This is a genomic window from Acidovorax sp. (genome assembly GCF_034519795.1).
In the GTDB taxonomy this organism is placed as follows: domain Bacteria; phylum Pseudomonadota; class Gammaproteobacteria; order Burkholderiales; family Burkholderiaceae_C; genus Acidovorax.
The window spans coordinates 325,408-343,627 of sequence record NZ_JAXHOB010000004.1 but is presented as its reverse complement, the minus strand read 5'-3'; the positions used below and the strand labels follow the sequence as shown (position 1 = coordinate 343,627).

Below are 18,220 nucleotides of genomic sequence, written 5' to 3'. Positions count from 1 at the left end.
CGGTATGCTTTGTGGCTGCCACCGGGCGCGTCGGGCCCCGTGCGCCATCATCCCGTTTCGCTTCCCTCTCCCCGTGCTGATTTTTGCAGGTGCGCCCTTGTGCTGAACCCCTCCCTGGACATCTCCCGCATCCGCGCCATCTCCATCGACCTGGACGACACGCTCTGGCCCATCTGGCCCACCATCACGCGGGCCGAAAACGTGCTGCTGGACTGGCTCACCCACCACGCGCCCGCCACGGCAGCCTTGTTCTCCAACACCGAGGCGCTGCGGGCCATCCGCAACCAGATGGTGTCGTTGCGGCCTGATCTGCGAAGCGACCTGAGCGCCATGCGGCGCGAGTCCATCCGCCTTGCGCTGACGCAGGCGGGTGACGAGCCCGCGCTGGCAGAGCCTGCCTTTGACTTGTTCTTTGCCGAACGCCAGCGTGTGGAGCTTTTCGACGATGCGCACGACACGCTGGCCTTTCTGTCGGCGCGCTACCCCGTGGTGGCGCTGTCCAACGGCAATGCCGATGTGCACCGCATTGGCATCGGCCACTACTTTCGGGCCAGCATCAGTGCGTCGATGCTTCGGTATTGCCAAGCCCGACGTGCGCATATTTCATGCTGCAGCCGACGCAGCGAGGTGCAGCCGCACGAGGTCTTGCATATTGGCGACGACGCCACGCTGGATGCCCAGGGCGCGCTGAACGCAGGCATGCAGGCGGTGTGGATCAACACCGCCAACCACCCCTGGCCGCACGGCGCACAGCCCCATGCCACGGTGGGCAGCCTCACGGCGCTGTGCAAGCTGATGGCCTGACGCCTGTCGGGAGCAGGGTGCGCTCCCGCCCGGTTTCTTGTCCCAGGTCAAGACTTGGGTGCGGCATGGCTTGAACTGCCGCATGCGCGCTTGATCCGTCCAGCGGTTGACGCCACACTCGGCGTGCACTTCACCCTCTCATGCCGCGCACTCCACCATCCCCCACCTCCCAAACTACCCGCCGTTCGCACCATTGGCCTCACGCAGCCGCTGACCTGGCTGGTGCTGGCCTGGCGCGACATGGCGCGGGCGGGCTGGATCAGCTTTGCCCACGGCCTGGCCATGACGGTGCTGGGCGCGGCCATCATGGCCGTGGCGCACAACCGGTTCTGGCTGCTGGCGGGGGCGCTGTCGGGCTTTCTGGTGGTGGCGCCGGTGCTGGCCACCAGCCTGTATGCGCTGAGCCGCGCGCTGGAGCGCGGCGAAAGCGCCAACCTGGGCGTGGTGCTCAAGACCTGGTTCAACTGGCAGAACAGCCACGTGAACAAATGGGGCAACGACTACTGGTGCATGGTGCAGTTTGGTGCCTTGCTGGCGCTGGCGGCCTCGGGCTGGGTCATGACCTCGGCGGCGCTCATCACGCTGCTGGCCCCGGTGCCGATCGAGACGCCGCTCGACTTTCTGCGCCATGTGGTGCTGGCCAACGACGGATGGTTGTTTGAGCTGTGGCTGGCCCTGGGCAGCCTGATGGCGGCGCCGATATTTGCCTCCAGCGTGGTGGCCATGCCGCTGCTGCTGGACCGCCGCGCCACGCTGCTGCAAGCCGTGCTGGCCAGCTGGCAGGCGGTGCTGACCAACCCGCTGCCCATGGCGTTCTGGGCGGCCATCATCCTGGGCTTTACCTTGCTGGGCCTGGGCTCGCTGCTGCTGGGCCTGATCGTCGTGATGCCCATGCTGGGCCATGCCAGCTGGCACGCCTACCGCGACCTGATTGACCCGTCCAGCCTGCCGCCACGCGGATGCGGCAGCGGCACACAACCCGCCGCCCCACAGAGCGGGGTAGCGCCGTGATCTTCGGCTTTACCGAGGCGCAGATCTCGGGCTTCTTCCTCACCTATGGCGTGGGGGCGTTCATCCTGTACATGCTGTTCATCATCGGGCAGCTGGCGTGGGAGTCCAAGGCGGGGCGGTTTGGCACCTTTGTGCTCTTCCTGGGCCTGGGCGTGGGGTTTCTGGGGTTCCTGGCCAAGGTGGTGATCCAGTGGTGGCTGGAGCGCTGACGGGGAGCCTTCGATCCGTAAGCCGGGTCTTGTGCTTTTGCTATTGAATGGATAGCTGTTAAGCGCTTTATGGATAAGCGCCAGAGGCTGAAATGGCTTGAGGTTTCCCGATAGGCGTAGTACGGCAATGGGAGGGCGTGTAGTAGCCCAGCTCGCGCAGTTCTGGGCAGCATGGCAGGCAGATCAAAGGACGGTTAAATCCCAGCAGAACTCGGCCAGATAGCGCTGGGCATACTTGGCATGGTCAGCGGTGATAGGTTCCGGCCATCTGGTTTTGAGGTTCCCCAGAAGGTGTTGACCCAGTGCGAAGCTCGGCGTCTCCACCCTGCGTCCACCCCGTCCATGGCCTCATCTGGCCTGGCCTGCCCCCTAAAAAGTGCACACCAGGCGCCACCCTGCGCGAACTGGCGCCAAGCCCGTGTCGCCCCTTTTGCTCTTGGGGCCGCCCGGGCGTCAGGCGCATGTCAGGGGACGGCCATCGGCACTGGTCTCCCCGGCGACGAAGGCTGTCTTGTTGGCACCTTCCCCCCGTTGATGTGGCCTCACCTCCCCCGAGGGTAGGCATCGTCGATCTCCACACCCCTTCAGGCGGTAGCCTCATCCCTCCCATGTCTCATCACTTCTTCATACCACCCGTTTTGTAGGACACCCCAGTTGGCGCTTGAGGGCCAGAGCGCTGATGGCGTTCTTGTTCTTGTGAGCAGATACATACCAGGAACCACACCTCAGGGGCAGATGGGTGTGCTCCATCACGTCCCACGATGGATGAGCTTTGGTACCACAGATGAAGCACTCCCACACAATCGACCACCCCATTCGGGTGTTAAAGAAGCCTTCACCCAGTGTGCGCACTCCACTACAGGGGCCACGGGCGGCCACAAAGGCGCGCTCCACTCTCTCCTCCTACAGGGCTGAAACTGGAAGTGACAGACCCGTTGGAACTGATAGCTTGCTCTTTTCGCTCTTTTTTTTTTGGACCCTTCCCATTCTTCGTCATCTAGGTATTCCTAATCACACAAAATCACCTAAAAACCTATCGGGTTACGAGCCCGACCCTGCCCCTTACGCGGTCCTCTTTCTCACCTGGCCGCGCCGCAGCCGTGCCGCTGAGCACCGCGCCTTCCAGCGTGGCGGGGTAGGGGCCGTCCACATAGTCGCCGCAGGCCGTCAGCCCCGGCAGCACCTGCATGCCGGGCCGCTGCAGGCCGGGGGTGCAGGCAAAGGTGGCACGTTTCTCCACCACGGTTTGCACCGGTTGCAGGCTGGGCAGGCCCAGCTGCTTGGCGGCCTGCTGCAGCACCTGCTGCTCGATCAAGGCCCGGTCGCCGTCGCTGGCGCTCACCACAAAGGCCAGCAACCCGTGCTGGCCGTCGAGCTGGCCCCGGTCAAACACAAACTGCGCCGGATGGGCAGCGGTATTGCGCAGCGCCAGCATGGGCTGGGGCAGGTGGGCGCCCAGGGCGTGGGCATAGACGGTGGTGATGGCCTCAAACTGCAGGGCACTGGTGGTGGCGCTCCAGCGGGCCGCACTGGCCAGGCCCGCTGTGCCCGCCAGGCCTTCGACCAGGCGGCTCGCCTCCCACGACGGGCAGGCCAGGGTGACGTGGTCGAACGCTTCGGGGTCTTCTGCGCCGTTGGCCGCAATGACCGGTTGCCAGCGCCCTCCGGGCAGCGGCACCAGGCGCTGAATGCGCTGGCCGGTGATGACCTGGCCGCCTTGCTGCTGCAGCCAGCGGGCAGCGGCTTCGGGAAAGAGGGCGCCTAAGTCCGCACGTGGCAGCAGTAGGTTGGAGCCGCCGCGCCCGCTGAACAGGCTGTCCTGCAGCACGCGCAGAAACACCTGGCCGCTGGCCTGGTTGGCGGGGGTGTTGAGGGCCGACACACACAGCGGGTCGATGAACTCCGCCATCAGCCGCGGCGTGAGCGGGGCGCACAGCGCGGCCACCGATGTGGCGGGCGCGCAGCGAAACCCGCGCAGTTGCCAGGCCGTGGCCGTGCGCAGCAGCGCCAGCTTGTCGCGCCAGCCCCAGCCCTTGGCGCGGGCAATGCCCAGCAGCGCGTCCAGCGGTGGCGGCAGGTCGGGCAGCTGCAGGCCCTGGCCGTCGGGGAACTGCAGCGTGAGCGGCAGGCGCAGCAGGGCGGTGTCAACGTCGACACCCACCAGCCGCATCAGGCGCAGGCTTTCGGCGTAGGCGCCAATCAGGATGTGCTGGCCGTTGTCGAGTGTGGCGGGGGTGCCATCGGGCAGCGTGGCCTCTACCGCGCGTGCGCGCCCGCCCACGGTGCGGGCGGCCTCGAACACGGTGACTTGGCGGCCTGCCTGCGTGTGGGCGATGGCGGCGGCCATGCCCGCCCAGCCTGCACCCATGCACCGCCACTTTCAGTCGGCGACCGTTCATGGGCGCAGGCGGGCCTACGGCATCGACATCCGCGCCCAGCGCCTGCACCTTCCACGCCAGCCAGAACTTGCGCAGCGGCGTGAGCTTGATGCGCTGGTGCAGCACCTGGAAGTTGTCGTGCTCGATCTCGCGCAGCAGGGTGCGGTAGATGCTGGCCATCATCAGGCCGGGCTTTTGGGCGCGGCGGTCGGCGTCGGGCAGCAGGGCCAGGGCCTCGTCGTACAGGCGGTGCGCGCGCTCGGCCTGAAACCGCATCAGCGCCGTGAAGCGGTCGGAATAGGTGCGCTTGAGGATCTCGTGCGCCTTCACATCAAACTGCTGCAGCTCGTTCACCGGCAGGTAGATGCGGCCCAGCATGGCGTCTTCGCCCACGTCGCGGATGATGTTGGTGAGCTGAAACGCCAGGCCCAGCGTGTGGGCGTATTCGGTGGTGCGTGGGTCATCCGTCTGGCCAAAGATGCGCGCGGCAACTTCGCCCACGATGCCCGCCACCAGATGGCAGTAGCCCTTGAGGCCCGCAAAGTCGAGGTAGCGGGTCTGCTCCAGGTCCATCTGGCAGCCGTCGATCACGGCCTGCAGGTGGCGTTGTTCAATGCCGTAGTCGGCGGCGTGCGGCATCAGCGCAAGCATCACGGGGTGGGTGGGCTGGCCCGCATAGGCTTTGGCCACCTCGGCCTGCCACCAGGCGAGCTTGGTGCGCGCCACGCCGGGGTCGGTCACTTCGTCCACCACATCGTCCACTTCGCGGCAGAACGCATAGAACGCCGTGATGGCGGCGCGGCGCGGCGCTGGCAAGAAGAGAAAGGCGTAGTAGAAGCTGCTGCCCGAGGCCACGGCTTTTTGCTGTACGTATTGCTGTGGGGTCATGGGGCGGGATTGTCCCATGGCAGACATTGCCCGCGAATGCAACCCGGCAGCTGGTGGAGGCCGCAGTTCCCCAGTTTGGCCTGCCTGTTCTGCGGCAGTTCTGCGGCAGGCCGAAAGGCATCAAAAGGCGATCTGTTCCACGCCCACGTCGCTGGGCCGCTTGAGCGCTTCGCGCATGAAGACGCTCATGGGGAGCGTGCCTTGGTCCGAGTGGAACCACTTTTTGTAGAGAGCCGCCATCTCACCGGTCTGGATCAGGCGGCGGGTGACTTGGTCTACCAGCTCCTTGAAGCGGGGGTCTTGCCTGCGCAGACCAATGCTGTAGGGCTCTACCGAAAGACGCTTTTCCAGAAACTGGTAGTCCCCCATGGCCTTGCCGAGCGGGTCAGTGCGGACTCCAGCAGGCCTGCATCGTCTGCAAAAACCGCATCTGCCTCCCCGCGCGTGAGTGCATCCAGTCCCTGTGCGGTGCTGTCCACCGGCACGTAGATGAATTTGCGGTGGTAGGTGCGTTCGTTGGTGGCCAGTACGCCATCATTGGTGGTTTTTCGTTCTACGGCAATGCGTTTGCCATTCAGATCGTCCACCGTCTTGATGCCCGAGTCCTTGCGCACGAGGAACGCAGTGGTGGCGATGAAGATGTGGTGGCTGAAGGCGACTTCCTTCTGCCGCTCCAGGGTGTTGGTGGTTGTGCCGCATTCCAGGTCCACTACGTTGTTTTTCAGGTCCGCAAGGCGGTTCTTGCCGTCTACCAGTACATAGGTCAGGCGCAGGTCGGGGCGCTTGAGCTCCTTCTTGAGCTCCTCGTAAATCTTGGTGCAGATATCAACGCTGTAGCCACGCACCTGTCCAGTGGCTGGGTCTTTGTAGGAGAAGGGGTGGGATGCCTCGCGGTGCCCCAGTCGCAATTCGCCGGTCTTGGCAATGTGGGTCAGGGTGTCTTGCGCCCAGGCGCCAGGGGACATGCAGGACAGGGGAAGGATCAGTAGCAGGGCTCGCAGCGCAGAGAAGAGGTGCATAGGAAACGGAAAAGGTGACGGGACCATGCATGCCAGGCGTCGCAGGAAGCGCGCGAGGCTGCTCGCCGCGCATTGTGCTGCGGCATCTGTCGTTGTGTCACATTGGCGACAGGTTTGTCAGCATTCCACCACATTCACCGCCAGCCCGCCGCGCGATGTCTCCTTGTATTTGACCTTCATGTCCGCACCGGTCTGCATCATGGTCTTGATGACCTTGTCGAGCGAGACCACATGCTGGCCGTCGCCGCGCAGCGCCATGCGGGCGGCGTTGATGGCCTTGATGGCGCCCATGGCGTTGCGTTCGATGCAGGGGATCTGCACCAGCCCGCCCACCGGGTCGCAGGTCATGCCCAGGTTGTGCTCCATGCCGATCTCGGCGGCGTTCTCGATCTGCTCGGGGGTGCCGCCCATCACCGCAGCCAGCGCGCCTGCTGCCATGGAGCAGGCCACGCCCACCTCGCCCTGGCAGCCCACCTCGGCACCCGAGATCGAGGCGTTTTCCTTGTAGAGGATGCCGATGGCGCCTGCGGTGAGCAAAAAGGTGGCAATGCCGTCCTCGTTCGCACTGGGCAAGAAGTTCACGTAGTAGTGCAGCACGGCCGGGATCACGCCCGCCGCGCCGTTGGTGGGCGCCGTCACCACGCGGCCGCCAGCGGCGTTCTCCTCGTTGACCGCCATGGCGTAGAGGTTCACCCAGTCCAGCATCGAGAGCGGGTCGCGCAGCGCGGCCTCGGGGGCGCTGCTCAGCTTGTGGTGCAGCTCGGCCGCGCGGCGGCGCACATGCATGGGGCCGGGCAGGGTGCCGGTGCTGGCGCAGCCGCGTTGCACGGCCCCGGCCATGGTTTTCCAGATGGCCATGAGCTGGTGGCGCACCTCGGCGCTGCTGCGCCAGTGTTGTTCGTTGGCGGCCATGAGCTGCGCAGGGGTGAGGCCGGTGGCCTGGCACTGGGCCAGCAGCTCGGCCCCGGTGCGAAACGGGTGGGGCAGGCCCTGGCCGTGGCCCGCCGCATCAGGCCCTGCGGTGGCGGCGCTGTTGAGCACACGCTCGCCCGCCGCGTCGATCACAAAACCGCCGCCCACCGAGTAGTACTCGCGAGTGGCGATTTCGGTGCCCTGCGCGTCAAACGCGTGAAACGCCATGCCGTTGGGGTGCAGCGGCAGGCTTTTGCGGCGAAACAGCAGGTGCTCCTTTTCGACAAACGGCACCGGGTGCTCGCCCAGCAGGGCCAGCGTTTGCCGGGTGCGGATGTCGGCAATGGCGGGGGCGATCTGGTCCGGGTCTATCTGGTCGGGCTCGAACCCGGCCAGGCCCAGCAGCACGGCCTTGTCGGTGCCGTGGCCCACGCCGGTGGCCGACAGCGAGCCGAACAGTTCCACGGTGACGTGGTGCACGGCGGCCAGGCCCAGGGTGTGGCGCACATGGCAGGCAAACTGCCGCGCCGCAATCATGGGGCCCACGGTGTGGGAGCTGGACGGGCCGATGCCGATCTTGAAGAGGTCGAAAACGCTGACGGACATGGTGAAAAGGTTCTCAGGAGCGGCGCAGTGGTTTGGCCGATGGGTGGGGGCGGACTGGCGGCCGGGTAGGCTGCGACAGGTGCGATTTCAGGGCGTAGGTGGCCACGATCAGTGCCAGCCAGCCCAGCAGGACATCCCAGAACCCCATGACCAGCCACACGGGCGCCAGCAGGGTGCCTGCGAGGGGAAGGACGTACAGGGAGAGGCGGGGCGTCCAGAAGCCGGGGGCTCTCATGCACGGGGATGAGAAGGGGTCGAAGGTGCCGGGCGAGCAGCCCAGGCTTTCGAGGATGGTGCGTGCGGTCTGGTTGCCCACGATGGGCAGGCCCAGCGCAAAGATGAACACGATGAAATCCGCCAGCAGCAGCCAGAACAGGCCGCCCACGCCCCAGCGCAGCACATCCGCCGGGTTGACGCGGCCCGGGCGTGGCAGCAGGGCCGCAGCGGCGGTGGGATGGCGGTCTGCCCAGCGCGCGGCGTACAGCGCCAACCCCCACACCAGGAGCAGCGCCCAGAAGTTGCGCAGCAGCACAAACGGGTAGTCCACGACGCTGCCCGCCGACAGAAAAGGGGTCAGCCGCAGCGCAATGGGGTTGGTGAGCGATGAGCAGGTGCTCAGCGCCGGGGTGGTGTGAGGTTGGCACGCGAGCACATCCAGCACCCGCTCTGCGGCCACGCCCCCGACGATGGAAAACACCAGGCAGAAAAGGATGAGCCCCCACTGCAGGGTCTTGAAGAGATGTCTGGCGGTCAACGGTGGGCCCTCCTGGCAAGCCACGGGTACTGGCTTGCGGACATTGTTGTCTTTGTTGTCGTGTTCCGGAACTGGTAAGACCCGGGCGGCTGGCCGCATGGGGCGCAAGACTAGCGCGCAGTAAAGAGGGCGCCATGCGCGCTATCCCTGCCCCGCCCAGGGTCAGCCCGCCGCCTGACACCCGGCGCAGGCGGTCAAACGCTCACAAATTAATAGCTTCTGAGGCAATATGGATGCGCGGTGAAGGCCATTTTTGCCTCAAATCCATAGCCAGCGCACGCACAGATGTCAGCGCGCCTTGTGGCCCATGAATCTTTCTTCTTACATCACGAGTGCGCGGCCCAGCATCACCACCCAGTCCCAGGCATGCAGGCGCGGGCGGGTGTGCAGGCTGCCGCCCTTGAGGGCCTCGACCTTGTCGAGGATGCGCAGGCCGCCTTGCACCACCAGGCGCAGCTCCCAGCCCGCGCGGCCGGGCAGGCGGCGCACCAGGGGCGCGCCGCTTTCCATGGTGGCGCGGGCCCAGTCGGCGCAGTCGGCGATCAGGCGTGCGTTTTCGCGCGTGCTTTGCAGGGCCAGCAGCTCGGCCTGGCAGGCGCCATGGGCAGCGCAGTCCGCGCGCGGCAGGTAGTGGCGGTGGCGGGGGATGTCCACCGACAGGTCTTGCCAGAAGTTGATGAGCTGCAGCGCAGTGCAGATTGCGTCGCTTTGCTGCAGCGCCTGCGCGTCGCCCACGCCATACAGGTGCAGAAGCAGTCGCCCCACAGGGTTGGCGGAGCGGCGGCAGTAGTCCAGCAGCTCGGCGCGGTCGGCGTAGCCTTCGGCATCGCGGGTTTTTTCCACATCCTGGGCAAAGGCGCTGAGCAGGTCTTCGAGCAGCGGCACGGGCAGCTGGTGGCGCACGATGCCTGGCCAGCGGCAGGAACACACCGGCCCAGCGGGCGCGAGGCGCGGCTGGCCCTGGGCCGATCGGCGCAGCAGGTCGGCGCGGTAGGCGGCCAAGTCGGCCAGGCGGGCGGCGGGTGTGGCATCGCCTTCGTCGGCGATGTCGTCGGCCGTGCGGGCAAAGGCGTAGATGGCGGCGATGGGCTGGCGCAGGTGGGGCGGGCACAGCAGGGACGCAACGGGGAAGTTTTCGTAGTGGGTGACGGGCGCGGCCAGGGCCGTGGCGGGCGCAGGCGCGGTGGATGCACTGGCTGGAGCGGCAACGGGTTCGGCTGCCGGGGAAGATGGGCTGGAGGGGTTGGGGGGGCTGTGGCGGTCGTTCACCCCCCGGATTGTCGCTTGACAAGGTGGGGGTGCTTCTCATAGATTACTAACCGGTCAGTCAGTAATCAAAAGCAATTCCATTCAGGGACAAGGAGGCTGGCCCCCACCCCGTTGCAGCGCAGGTCGCAAGGCCTGTGCTGCGCGTGCGGTTCCGTCGCTTCTTCCTTGTGGCCCTTTTTTTCACCGGATTTCCCATGCGCACACCCTCCGCTTTGCGGCCCCTCCAACAGCACTCCCGGTTTTTGCTGGTGCTGGCCACCGCCTCTTTGCTGGCCGCCTGTTCACGCCCCGCGCCGCCCGAGGAGCCGGTGCGCTCCGTCAAGCTGCTCACGGTGGGCGCGTCGGCGCTCTGCAGTCCAGCCTGGAGTATTCGGGCGAGGTGCGGGCGCGGGTCGAGTCGCGCCTGGGCTTTCGGGTGGCGGGCAAGATCGTCAAGCGCCAGGCCGAGCTGGGCCAGCATGTGAAGGCAGGGCAGGTGCTGGCGCAGCTGGACCCGAAGGACTACCAGCTGGCCGACCGAGGCGCGCGCAGGCGCAGGTCCAGGCGGCCACCACGCAGCGTGACCTGGCGGCGGCGGACCTCAAGCGCTACCAAACGCTGCGCGACCAGAATTTCATCAGCGGCGCCGAGCTGGAGCGGCGCGAAGCCACGTTGAAGGCCGCACAAGCCACGCTGGACCAGGCGCTGGCCCAAGGCAAGGTGCAGGGCAACCAACGCGGCTACACCACCCTGGTGGCTGACAAGGCCGGTACGGTGGTCGGCGTTGAGGCCGAGGTGGGCCAGGTGCTGGCGCAGGGTGCGGCGGTGGTGCGCATGGCCCACGACGGCCCGCGCGACGTGGTGGTTGTCGGTGCCCGAGCACAAGGCTGGCGGCCATCGCCGTGGGCTCGGCACGCTGCTGCGGTGCGCGGTTGTGGGCGGCAGACAGCCAGGTCAAGGGCCAGGTGCGCGAGGTGGCGGCCAGTGCCGACCCGGTGTCGCGCACGTTCCCGGTCAAAGTGGCGCTGGATCCACGCCGACGCAGGCCGATGCCGCTGGGTGCCACGGCCTACGTGCACGTTCCAGGCGCTGCAGCTGGGCGGGCAACGCCGTGCTCATCAAGCTGCCCACCAGCGCGCTGTGGCAAAAGGCGGGGGGCTCGGCCGTGTGGCTGTATGACGCTGCCAGCCACAGCGTGAAAGCACAACCTGTGGTCGTGGCCACAGCCGATGGCAACCAAGCGGTCATTGCTGCCGGGCTCAAGGGCGGCGAAGCAGATCGTGGTGGCGGGCGTGCACGTGCTGACCGCCAGGGCAGACGGTCACGGTTTACCAGAAAAAAAAATAGAACAAAAAACGGCCCTGCCGCAGTTTGGTAAAGCGACAGACAGCTCATGAATAGTGGTAGCACGACTGCTGCCTCGCGCTGCCGACTGCAAGGGCCAGCCATGAGCACGAGGCAGCCACAAAACCCCAGCGAGGGGTTCAACCTGTCGCGCTGGGCGCTTGAGCACAAGCCCGCTGACCCGCTACCTGATGGTGGTGCTGATGCTGCTGGGCATCGCGTCGTACTTTCAGCTGGGGCAGGACGAAGACCCGCCATTCACCTTCCGGGCCATGGTGGTGCGTGCCTACTGGCCCGGTGCCACGGCGCAGCAGGTTGCCGAGCAGGTGACCGACAAGCTGGAAAAAACGCTGCAGGAAGTGCCCTACGCCGACAAGATCCGCAGCTACTCCAAGCCGGGCGAAACGCTCATCATTTTCCAGGTCAAGGACAGCACCTTGCCGGGCGACGTGACCAACACCTGGTACACGGTGCGCAAAAAGATTGGCGACATGCGCGCCACGCTTGCCGCAGGGCGTGGTGGGGCCGTTCTTCAACGACGAGTTTGGCGACGTGTTCGGTGTCATCTACGCGCTGCAAGGCGACGGCTACAGCTACGCTGACCTGAAGCACCTGTCTGACGACGTGCGCCAGCAACTGCTGAAGGTGAAAGACGTCAACAAGGTCGAGCTGTTCGGTGTGCAGGACGAAAAACTGTTCATCGAGATTTCGCAGAAGCAGCCTGGCCGCAGCTGGGCCTGGACATGAACGCCGGTGCTGGCCCAGCTGGGCCAGCAGAACGCGGTGGAGAGCGGCCGGGGCGGTGCAGTCGCCGCTGGACATGGTGCAGGTGCGCGTGGGGGGGCCAGTTTGAGCTCGGTGGACCAGCTGCGAGGCCATGCCCATTCGCACGCCGTCGGGCGCGCAGTTGCGCCTGGCTGACCTGGCCGAAGTCAGGCTGGCGTATGTGGACCCGCCGCAGGTCAAGGTGCGCCACCAGGGCAAGGAAAGCATTGCGCTGGGCATTTCCATGACCAAGGGTGGCGACATCATTGCGCTGGGCAAGGCGCTGAAGGTGGCCACCGACCGCATCGAGCGCGAGCTGCCCGCCGGGGTGCGTCTGGAGCAGGTGCAAGACCAGCCCAGCGCCGTGACCACGCTCGGTCAACGAGTTCGTCAACGTGCTGATCGAGGCCGTGGTCATCGTGCTGGTCGTCAGCTTCCTCAGCCTGGGGCTGCACCGCAAGCCGCACGGGCAGTGGCCTGCTGCGGCTACACGCTGGACGTGCGGCCGGGTCTGGTGGTGGGCATCACCATCCCGCTGGTGCTGGCCGTGACCTTCCTGGCCATGCAGTACTGGGGCATCGGGCTGCACAAGATTTCGCTGGGCTCGCTCATCATTGCGCTGGGCCTGCTGGTGGACGACGCCATCATTGCCGTCGAGATGATGGTGCGCAAGCTGGAAGAGGGCTACACCATGTTCCGCGCGGCCACCTTCACCTGGGATGCCACGGCCATGCCCATGCTGACGGGCACGCTGATCACGGCCGCGGGCTTTTTGCCCATCGGCATGGCCAAGTCCACCACGGGCGAGTACACCTTTGCGATTTTTGCCGTGACGGTGATTGCGCTGGTACTCAGCTGGATCGTGTCGGTGTACTTTGTGCCGTACCTGGGCACGCTGCTGCTGCTGCACAGGTGCAAACCCGCACCGGCGAGGGCGTGACGAGCCGCACGAGGTGTTCGACAGCCCGTTCTACCGCACCTTCCGCCGCCTGGTGGACTGGTGCGTGCAGCACCGCTGGCTCACCATCGGCGCCACCATCCTCATGTTTGCGCTGGGCATGGTGGGCATGGGCAAGGTGCAGCAGCAGTTCTTCCCCGATTCCAGCCGCCCTGAAATTCTGGTGGACCTGTGGTTGCCCGAGGGCACGCCGCTTTGCGGGGAACGAAGCGATCGCCAAACGCGTCGAGGCAGCGCCTGCTGCAGGAGCCGGGCGTGACAGCGGTCAGCACCTGGGTGGGCTCGGGTGTGCCGCGTTTTTACCTGCCGCTTGACCAGACATTTCCGCAGACCAACGTGTCGCAGCTCATCGTGTTGCCTCAGGACCTGGCCACACGCGAAGTCATGCGCAAGCAACTGCCTGCGTTGCTGGCGCAGGAGTTCCCAGAGGTGCGTGGCCGTGTCAAGCTGCTGCCCAATGGGCCGCCCGTGCCGTATCCGGTGCAGTTCCGGGTGGTGGGCCCCGATCCGACGGTGCTGCGCGAACTGGCTGACGGGGTGAAGGCCAGTCATGCGCGCCAACCCCAACACCCGTGGCGTGAACGACAACTGGAACGAATCGGTCAAGGTGCTGCGCCTGGAGGTGGACCAGGACAAGGCCCGCGCGCTGGGTGTCACCAGCCAGTCCATCGCGCAGGCGGCCAAAACCATCCTCAGCGGCATGACCGTGGGCCAGTACCGCGAGGGCGACAAGCTGATCGACATCGTGCTGCGCCAGCCCCTGGACGAGCGCAATGCCATCAGCGACCTGGGCAACGCCTATCTGCCCACGGCCAGTGGCAAAAGCATCCCGCTCACGCAGATTGCGAAACCCGTGTTCACCTGGGAGCCTGGCGTGATGTGGCGCGAGAACCGCGACTACGCCATCACCGTGCAGTGCGATGTGCTCGAAGGCCTGCAAGGCGCCACGGTGACGGCGCAATTGCAGCCTGCAGCTCAAGAGCTCGCAGGCGAACCTGGCGCGCGCGGGCTGGGGGGCTACCGCATCGAGGTGGCTGGCGCGGTGGAGGAAAGCACCAAGGGCTCGGCGTCCATCGCGGCGGGCATGCCGGTCATGCTGTTCATCACCTTCACGCTGCTGATGCTGCAGCTGCACAGCTTCAGCCGCGCCATGCTGGTGTTCCTGACCGGGCCACTGGGTCTGGCGGGTGTGGCGGGGGCGCTGCTGTTGCTCAACCGGCCCGTTCGGCTTCGTGGCGCTGCTGGGGGTGATCGCGCTCATGGGCATGATCCAGCGCAACTCGGTGATCCTGATCGACCAGATCGAGCAGGACCGCGCGCGGGGCGTGCCTGCCTGGGATGCCATCGTGGAATCGGCCGTGCGCCGCCTGCGCCCCATCGTGCTGACGGCCGCTGCGGCGGTGCTGGCCATGATCCCGCTGTCGCGCAGCGTGTTCTGGGGCCCGATGGCGGTGGCCATCATGGGCGGGCTGATCGTGGCCACCGTGCTCACGCTGCTGGCGCTGCCTGCGATGTATGCCGCCTGGTTCCGGGTCAAACGGCCCGCGCCAGAGGTTCTTGGAGGGGTTTGATTCCCACCCAGCCCGCATCAGGGTAAAATAGAAGGTTGACCGATTTCACACAGGCGGCAGCTGAGGTTGCCGCCTGTTTGTTTGTTGTAGAACCGCGCGGGTGGCGAAATTGGTAGACGCACCAGGTTTAGGTCCTGACGCTAGCAATACTGTGGGGGTTCGAGTCCCCCCCCGCGCACCACCCATGTGAGACTTTGCGGAACACGGCGCTGCTGCGCTGCAGCCAGCACGATCCACATTCATAAGAGGAATAGCCATGGCCGTTACTGTTGAAACCCTTGAAAAGCTCGAGCGCAAGATTACGCTGAGCGTGCCCGTCACCCTGATCCAGTCCGAAGTCGACACGCGCCTCAAGCGCCTGGCCCGCACGGTCAAGATGGACGGTTTCCGTCCCGGCAAGGTGCCCATGAACGTGGTGGCCCAGCGCTACGGCTACTCGGTGCAGTACGAAGTGCTCAACGACAAGGTCGGCGAAGCCTTTGCCGTGGCAGCCAACGAAGCCAACCTGCGTGTTGCTGGCCAGCCCCGCATCACCGAAAAGGAAGGCGCTCCCGAAGGCCAGGTGACTTTCGATGCCATTTTCGAAGTGTTCCCCGAAGTCAAGATCGCCGATCTGTCGGACGCCGAAGTCGAAAAGCTGTCCGCTGAAGTGACCGACTCCGCCATCGACAAAACCATCGACATCCTGCGCAAGCAGCGCCGCAGCTTCGCGCAGCGCGCCATGGACGCCGCTGCACAAGACGGCGACCGCGTGACCGTCGACTTCGAAGGCAAGATCGACGGCGAGCCCTTTGAAGGCGGCAAGGCCGAAGACTTCCAGTTCCTGGTCGGCGAAGGCCAGATGCTCAAGGAATTCGAAGACGCCGTGCGTGGCATGAAGTCTGGCGAAAGCAAGACCTTCCCTCTGGCTTTCCCTGCGGAGTACCACGGCAAGGATGTGGCTGGCAAGACCGCCGACTTCCTGGTGACGATGAAGAAGATCGAAGCCGCCCACCTGCCCGAAGTGAACGAGGCCCTGGCCAAGTCGCTGGGCATTGCCGACGGTACCGTGGATGGCCTGCGCGCCGACATCAACAAGAACCTGGAGCGTGAAGTCAAGTTCCGCCTGCTGGCCCGCAACAAGCAGGCCGTGATGGACGCGCTGGTGGCCAAGGCCGAGCTGGACCTGCCCAAGCGCCAGCGTGCAGGCTGAAATCGCCCGCCTGCTGGAAGGCGCCCGTGCCGAGCTGAAGCAACGCGGCATCAAGGACGCCGACAAGGCCGAGATCCCTGAAGACGTGTTCCGTCCCCAGGCTGAGCGCCGCGTGCGCCTGGGTCTGGTGGTGGCCGAGTTGGTGCGCGCCAACGAACTGCAGGCCAAGCCCGAGCAGCTCAAGGCCCACATCGACGAGCTGGCTGCCAGCTACGAAAAGCCCGAAGACGTGGTGCGCTGGTACTTCGGCGACCGCCAGCGCCTGGCCGAAGTCGAAGCCGTCGTGATCGAAAACAACGTGACCGAATTCGTGCTGGCCAAGGCCAAGGTGGTCGACAAGGCCGTGTCGTTTGACGAACTGATGGCCCAGCAGGGCTGATTGGCGTCTGGCTCGACGCGGCTTGCTGACCGCATCTGCCGCTGGCTGTTAGGCCGTTCACACAGGCCGGCTTGTGCTTTCGTGCACAAGCCCCAGTTATGCTCATGCTCTGGGTACAGTATCTGCTTGACTGGAGAAAACATGAGCGCATTGGAAACACAAGGCCTGGGCATGGTCCCCATGGTCATCGAGCAGTCGGGCCGTGGCGAGCGGTCCTATGACATCTACTCGCGCCTGCTCAAGGAGCGCGTGATTTTCCTGGTGGGTCCGGTCAACGACCAGACCGCCAACCTGGTGGTGGCGCAGCTGCTGTTCCTGGAGAGCGAAAACCCCGACAAGGACATTTCGTTCTACATCAACTCGCCCGGCGGCTCGGTGAGTGCTGGCATGGCGATTTTTGACACCATGAACTTCATCAAGCCCGATGTCTCGACCCTGTGCACCGGCATGGCGGCCAGCATGGGCGCCTTCTTGCTGGCGGCGGGTGCCAAGGGCAAGCGTTTTGCACTGCCCAACTCCAAGGTCATGATCCACCAGCCCTTGGGCGGCATGCAGGGCCAGGCCACCGAGATCGAGATCCATGCACGCGAGATCCTCAAGACTCGCGAGCAGCTCAACAACATCCTGGCCGAGCGCACGGGTCAATCGCTGGAGAAGATCCAGCGCGACACCGAGCGTGACTACTTCCTGTCGGCCGACGAGGCCAAGGAATACGGCCTGGTGGACCAGGTGATCAGCAAGCGCTCCTGATCGCCACAGGCTCACACAGCGGCGTTTTCCCCGGGGAAGACGCCGTTTTTTATTTGGTTATCATCCCGACAACTTTCCGTACGTAACAAGGCATTGCCCCCATGGCCGAGAAAAAAGGCTCTTCCAGCGAAAAAACCCTTTACTGCTCTTTCTGCGGCAAAAGCCAGCACGAAGTGAAGAAGCTGATCGCTGGCCCGTCGGTCTTTATCTGCGACGAGTGCATTGACCTGTGCAACGAGATCATTCGCGATGAACTTCCGGCTGGCGACCTGGCCCGCGAAGGCCGCAGCGACCTGCCCACCCCGGTAGAGATCAAGACCAACCTCGACAACTACGTGATTGGCCAGGAAGTGGCCAAGCGCACGCTGGCGGTGGCGGTGTACAACCACTACAAGCGCCTGCGCCACAAGGACAAGGCCCACAAGGACGATGTCGAGCTGTCCAAGAGCAACATCCTCTTGATCGGCCCCACGGGGTCGGGCAAGACGCTGCTGGCCCAGACGCTGGCGCGCATGCTGGACGTGCCCTTCGTGATGGCCGATGCCACCACGCTGACCGAGGCGGGTTATGTGGGCGAGGACGTGGAGAACATCGTCCAGAAGCTGCTGCAAAGCTGCAACTACGAGGTCGAGCGAGCCCAGCGCGGCATTGTCTACATCGACGAAATCGACAAGATCTCGCGCAAGTCGGACAACCCCTCCATCACGCGCGACGTGTCGGGCGAGGGCGTGCAGCAGGCGCTGCTCAAGCTCATCGAAGGCACCATGGCCAGCGTGCCGCCCCAGGGCGGGCGCAAGCACCCCAACCAGGACTTCCTGCAGATCGACACGACCAACATCCTGTTCATCTGCGGCGGCGCGTTTGCGGGCCTGGAGAAGGTCATCGAGAACCGCACCGAAGCCTCGGGCATCGGCTTCGGCGCATCGGTCAAGAGCAAGAAGCAGCGCGCGCTGACCGAGGTGTTCACCGAGATCGAGCCTGAGGACCTGATCAAGTTCGGCCTGATTCCCGAACTGGTGGGCCGTATGCCCGTGGTGACCGCGCTGGCCGAGCTGAGCGAAGATGCGCTGGTCGAAATTCTGACCGAGCCCAAGAATGCCCTGGTCAAGCAGTACAGCAAGCTCCTGTCGATGGAAGGCGTGGACCTGGAGATTCGCCCGGCGGCACTCAAGGCCATCGCTCGCAAGGCCCTGGCTCGCAAGACGGGAGCGCGGGGCCTGCGCTCCATCCTTGAGCAGTCGCTGATCGACACCATGTTCGACCTGCCCAATACCAGCAACGTCGAAAAGGTGGTGGTGGACGAGTCCACCATCGAAGAAAACAAGCCACCGCTGCTCGTGTACCGCGAAGCGGCCAAGAAGGCCTGAAATGACCGGCGCGGGCGCCTTCTGGCAGCCCATTGAACCATCAACCCTTGCGGCAGTGCGGCTGC

10 protein-coding genes, 1 tRNA gene and 4 pseudogenes are annotated in these 18,220 nt (G+C 65.3%); 9 read left to right on the top strand and 6 right to left on the bottom strand.

Annotated elements, in window-relative coordinates; genetic code table 11:
* Nucleotides 1-99: 99 nt before the first annotated feature.
* The 3 genes from U5N23_RS05380 (at nt 100) to U5N23_RS05370 (ending at nt 2,024) form a co-directional block, all read left to right on the top strand.
* A complete protein-coding gene (locus U5N23_RS05380) occupies nt 100-804 on the top strand; it encodes an HAD family hydrolase (RefSeq protein WP_322591784.1) in 705 nt (234 codons plus the stop codon).
* A 123-nt stretch (nt 805-927) separates the two neighbouring features.
* The gene (locus tag U5N23_RS05375) at nt 928-1,815 is read left to right on the top strand and encodes a DUF2189 domain-containing protein (protein WP_322591783.1); all 888 of its coding nucleotides are present in this window, start codon (nt 928-930) and stop codon (nt 1,813-1,815) included.
* Complete coding sequence (locus U5N23_RS05370; protein WP_044402495.1) at nt 1,812-2,024, top strand: DUF2788 domain-containing protein; 213 nt, start codon at nt 1,812-1,814, stop codon at nt 2,022-2,024. Before U5N23_RS05375 ends, U5N23_RS05370 begins: the two co-directional genes overlap by 4 nt.
* 1,033 nt (nt 2,025-3,057) lie before the next feature.
* Here U5N23_RS05370 and hpnE read toward each other — a convergent pair.
* From hpnE to hpnC, 6 genes and pseudogenes are all read right to left on the bottom strand, one after another.
* The gene (gene hpnE / locus U5N23_RS05365; protein WP_322591782.1) at nt 3,058-4,371 is read right to left on the bottom strand and encodes a hydroxysqualene dehydroxylase HpnE; all 1,314 of its coding nucleotides are present in this window, start codon (nt 4,369-4,371) and stop codon (nt 3,058-3,060) included.
* 85 nt (nt 4,372-4,456) lie between these two features.
* Nucleotides 4,457-5,290: pseudogene (gene hpnD / locus U5N23_RS05360) on the bottom strand (presqualene diphosphate synthase HpnD); the annotation flags it as partial.
* A gap of 329 nt (nt 5,291-5,619) precedes the next feature.
* A complete protein-coding gene (locus tag U5N23_RS05350; protein ID WP_322591781.1) occupies nt 5,620-6,255 on the bottom strand; it encodes an amino acid ABC transporter substrate-binding protein in 636 nt (211 codons plus the stop codon).
* Nucleotides 6,256-6,426: 171 nt separating this feature from the next.
* Entirely contained in the window at nt 6,427-7,827 is a 1,401-nt protein-coding gene (locus U5N23_RS05345; RefSeq protein WP_322591780.1) for an L-serine ammonia-lyase, read from the bottom strand.
* Nucleotides 7,828-7,840: 13 nt separating this feature from the next.
* Complete coding sequence (locus U5N23_RS05340) at nt 7,841-8,581, bottom strand: hypothetical protein (protein WP_322591779.1); 741 nt, start codon at nt 8,579-8,581, stop codon at nt 7,841-7,843.
* A gap of 321 nt (nt 8,582-8,902) precedes the next feature.
* Nucleotides 8,903-9,850: a squalene synthase HpnC gene (hpnC, locus tag U5N23_RS05335; protein ID WP_416208571.1), complete on the bottom strand. Its 948-nt coding sequence runs from the start codon at nt 9,848-9,850 to the stop codon at nt 8,903-8,905.
* Between the two features lie 194 nt (nt 9,851-10,044).
* Between hpnC and U5N23_RS05330 the strand changes: the two are divergent.
* The 6 genes and pseudogenes from U5N23_RS05330 to clpX all read left to right on the top strand — a co-directional run bounded on the left by U5N23_RS05330 (nt 10,045) and on the right by clpX (nt 18,155).
* Nucleotides 10,045-11,176, top strand: a pseudogene (locus U5N23_RS05330) (efflux RND transporter periplasmic adaptor subunit).
* A 100-nt stretch (nt 11,177-11,276) separates the two neighbouring features.
* Nucleotides 11,277-14,467: pseudogene (locus U5N23_RS05325) on the top strand (efflux RND transporter permease subunit).
* 94 nt (nt 14,468-14,561) lie between these two features.
* Nucleotides 14,562-14,648: transfer RNA gene (locus U5N23_RS05320), tRNA-Leu, on the top strand.
* Nucleotides 14,649-14,723: 75 nt separating this feature from the next.
* Nucleotides 14,724-16,038, top strand: a pseudogene (tig, locus tag U5N23_RS05315) (trigger factor).
* Between the two features lie 141 nt (nt 16,039-16,179).
* Nucleotides 16,180-16,788, top strand: a complete 609-nt coding sequence (clpP, locus tag U5N23_RS05310) for an ATP-dependent Clp endopeptidase proteolytic subunit ClpP (protein WP_063461792.1) — start codon at nt 16,180-16,182, stop codon at nt 16,786-16,788.
* 101 nt (nt 16,789-16,889) lie between these two features.
* Complete coding sequence (gene clpX, locus U5N23_RS05305) at nt 16,890-18,155, top strand: ATP-dependent Clp protease ATP-binding subunit ClpX (protein WP_322591778.1); 1,266 nt, start codon at nt 16,890-16,892, stop codon at nt 18,153-18,155.
* Nucleotides 18,156-18,220: the final 65 nt, after the last annotated feature.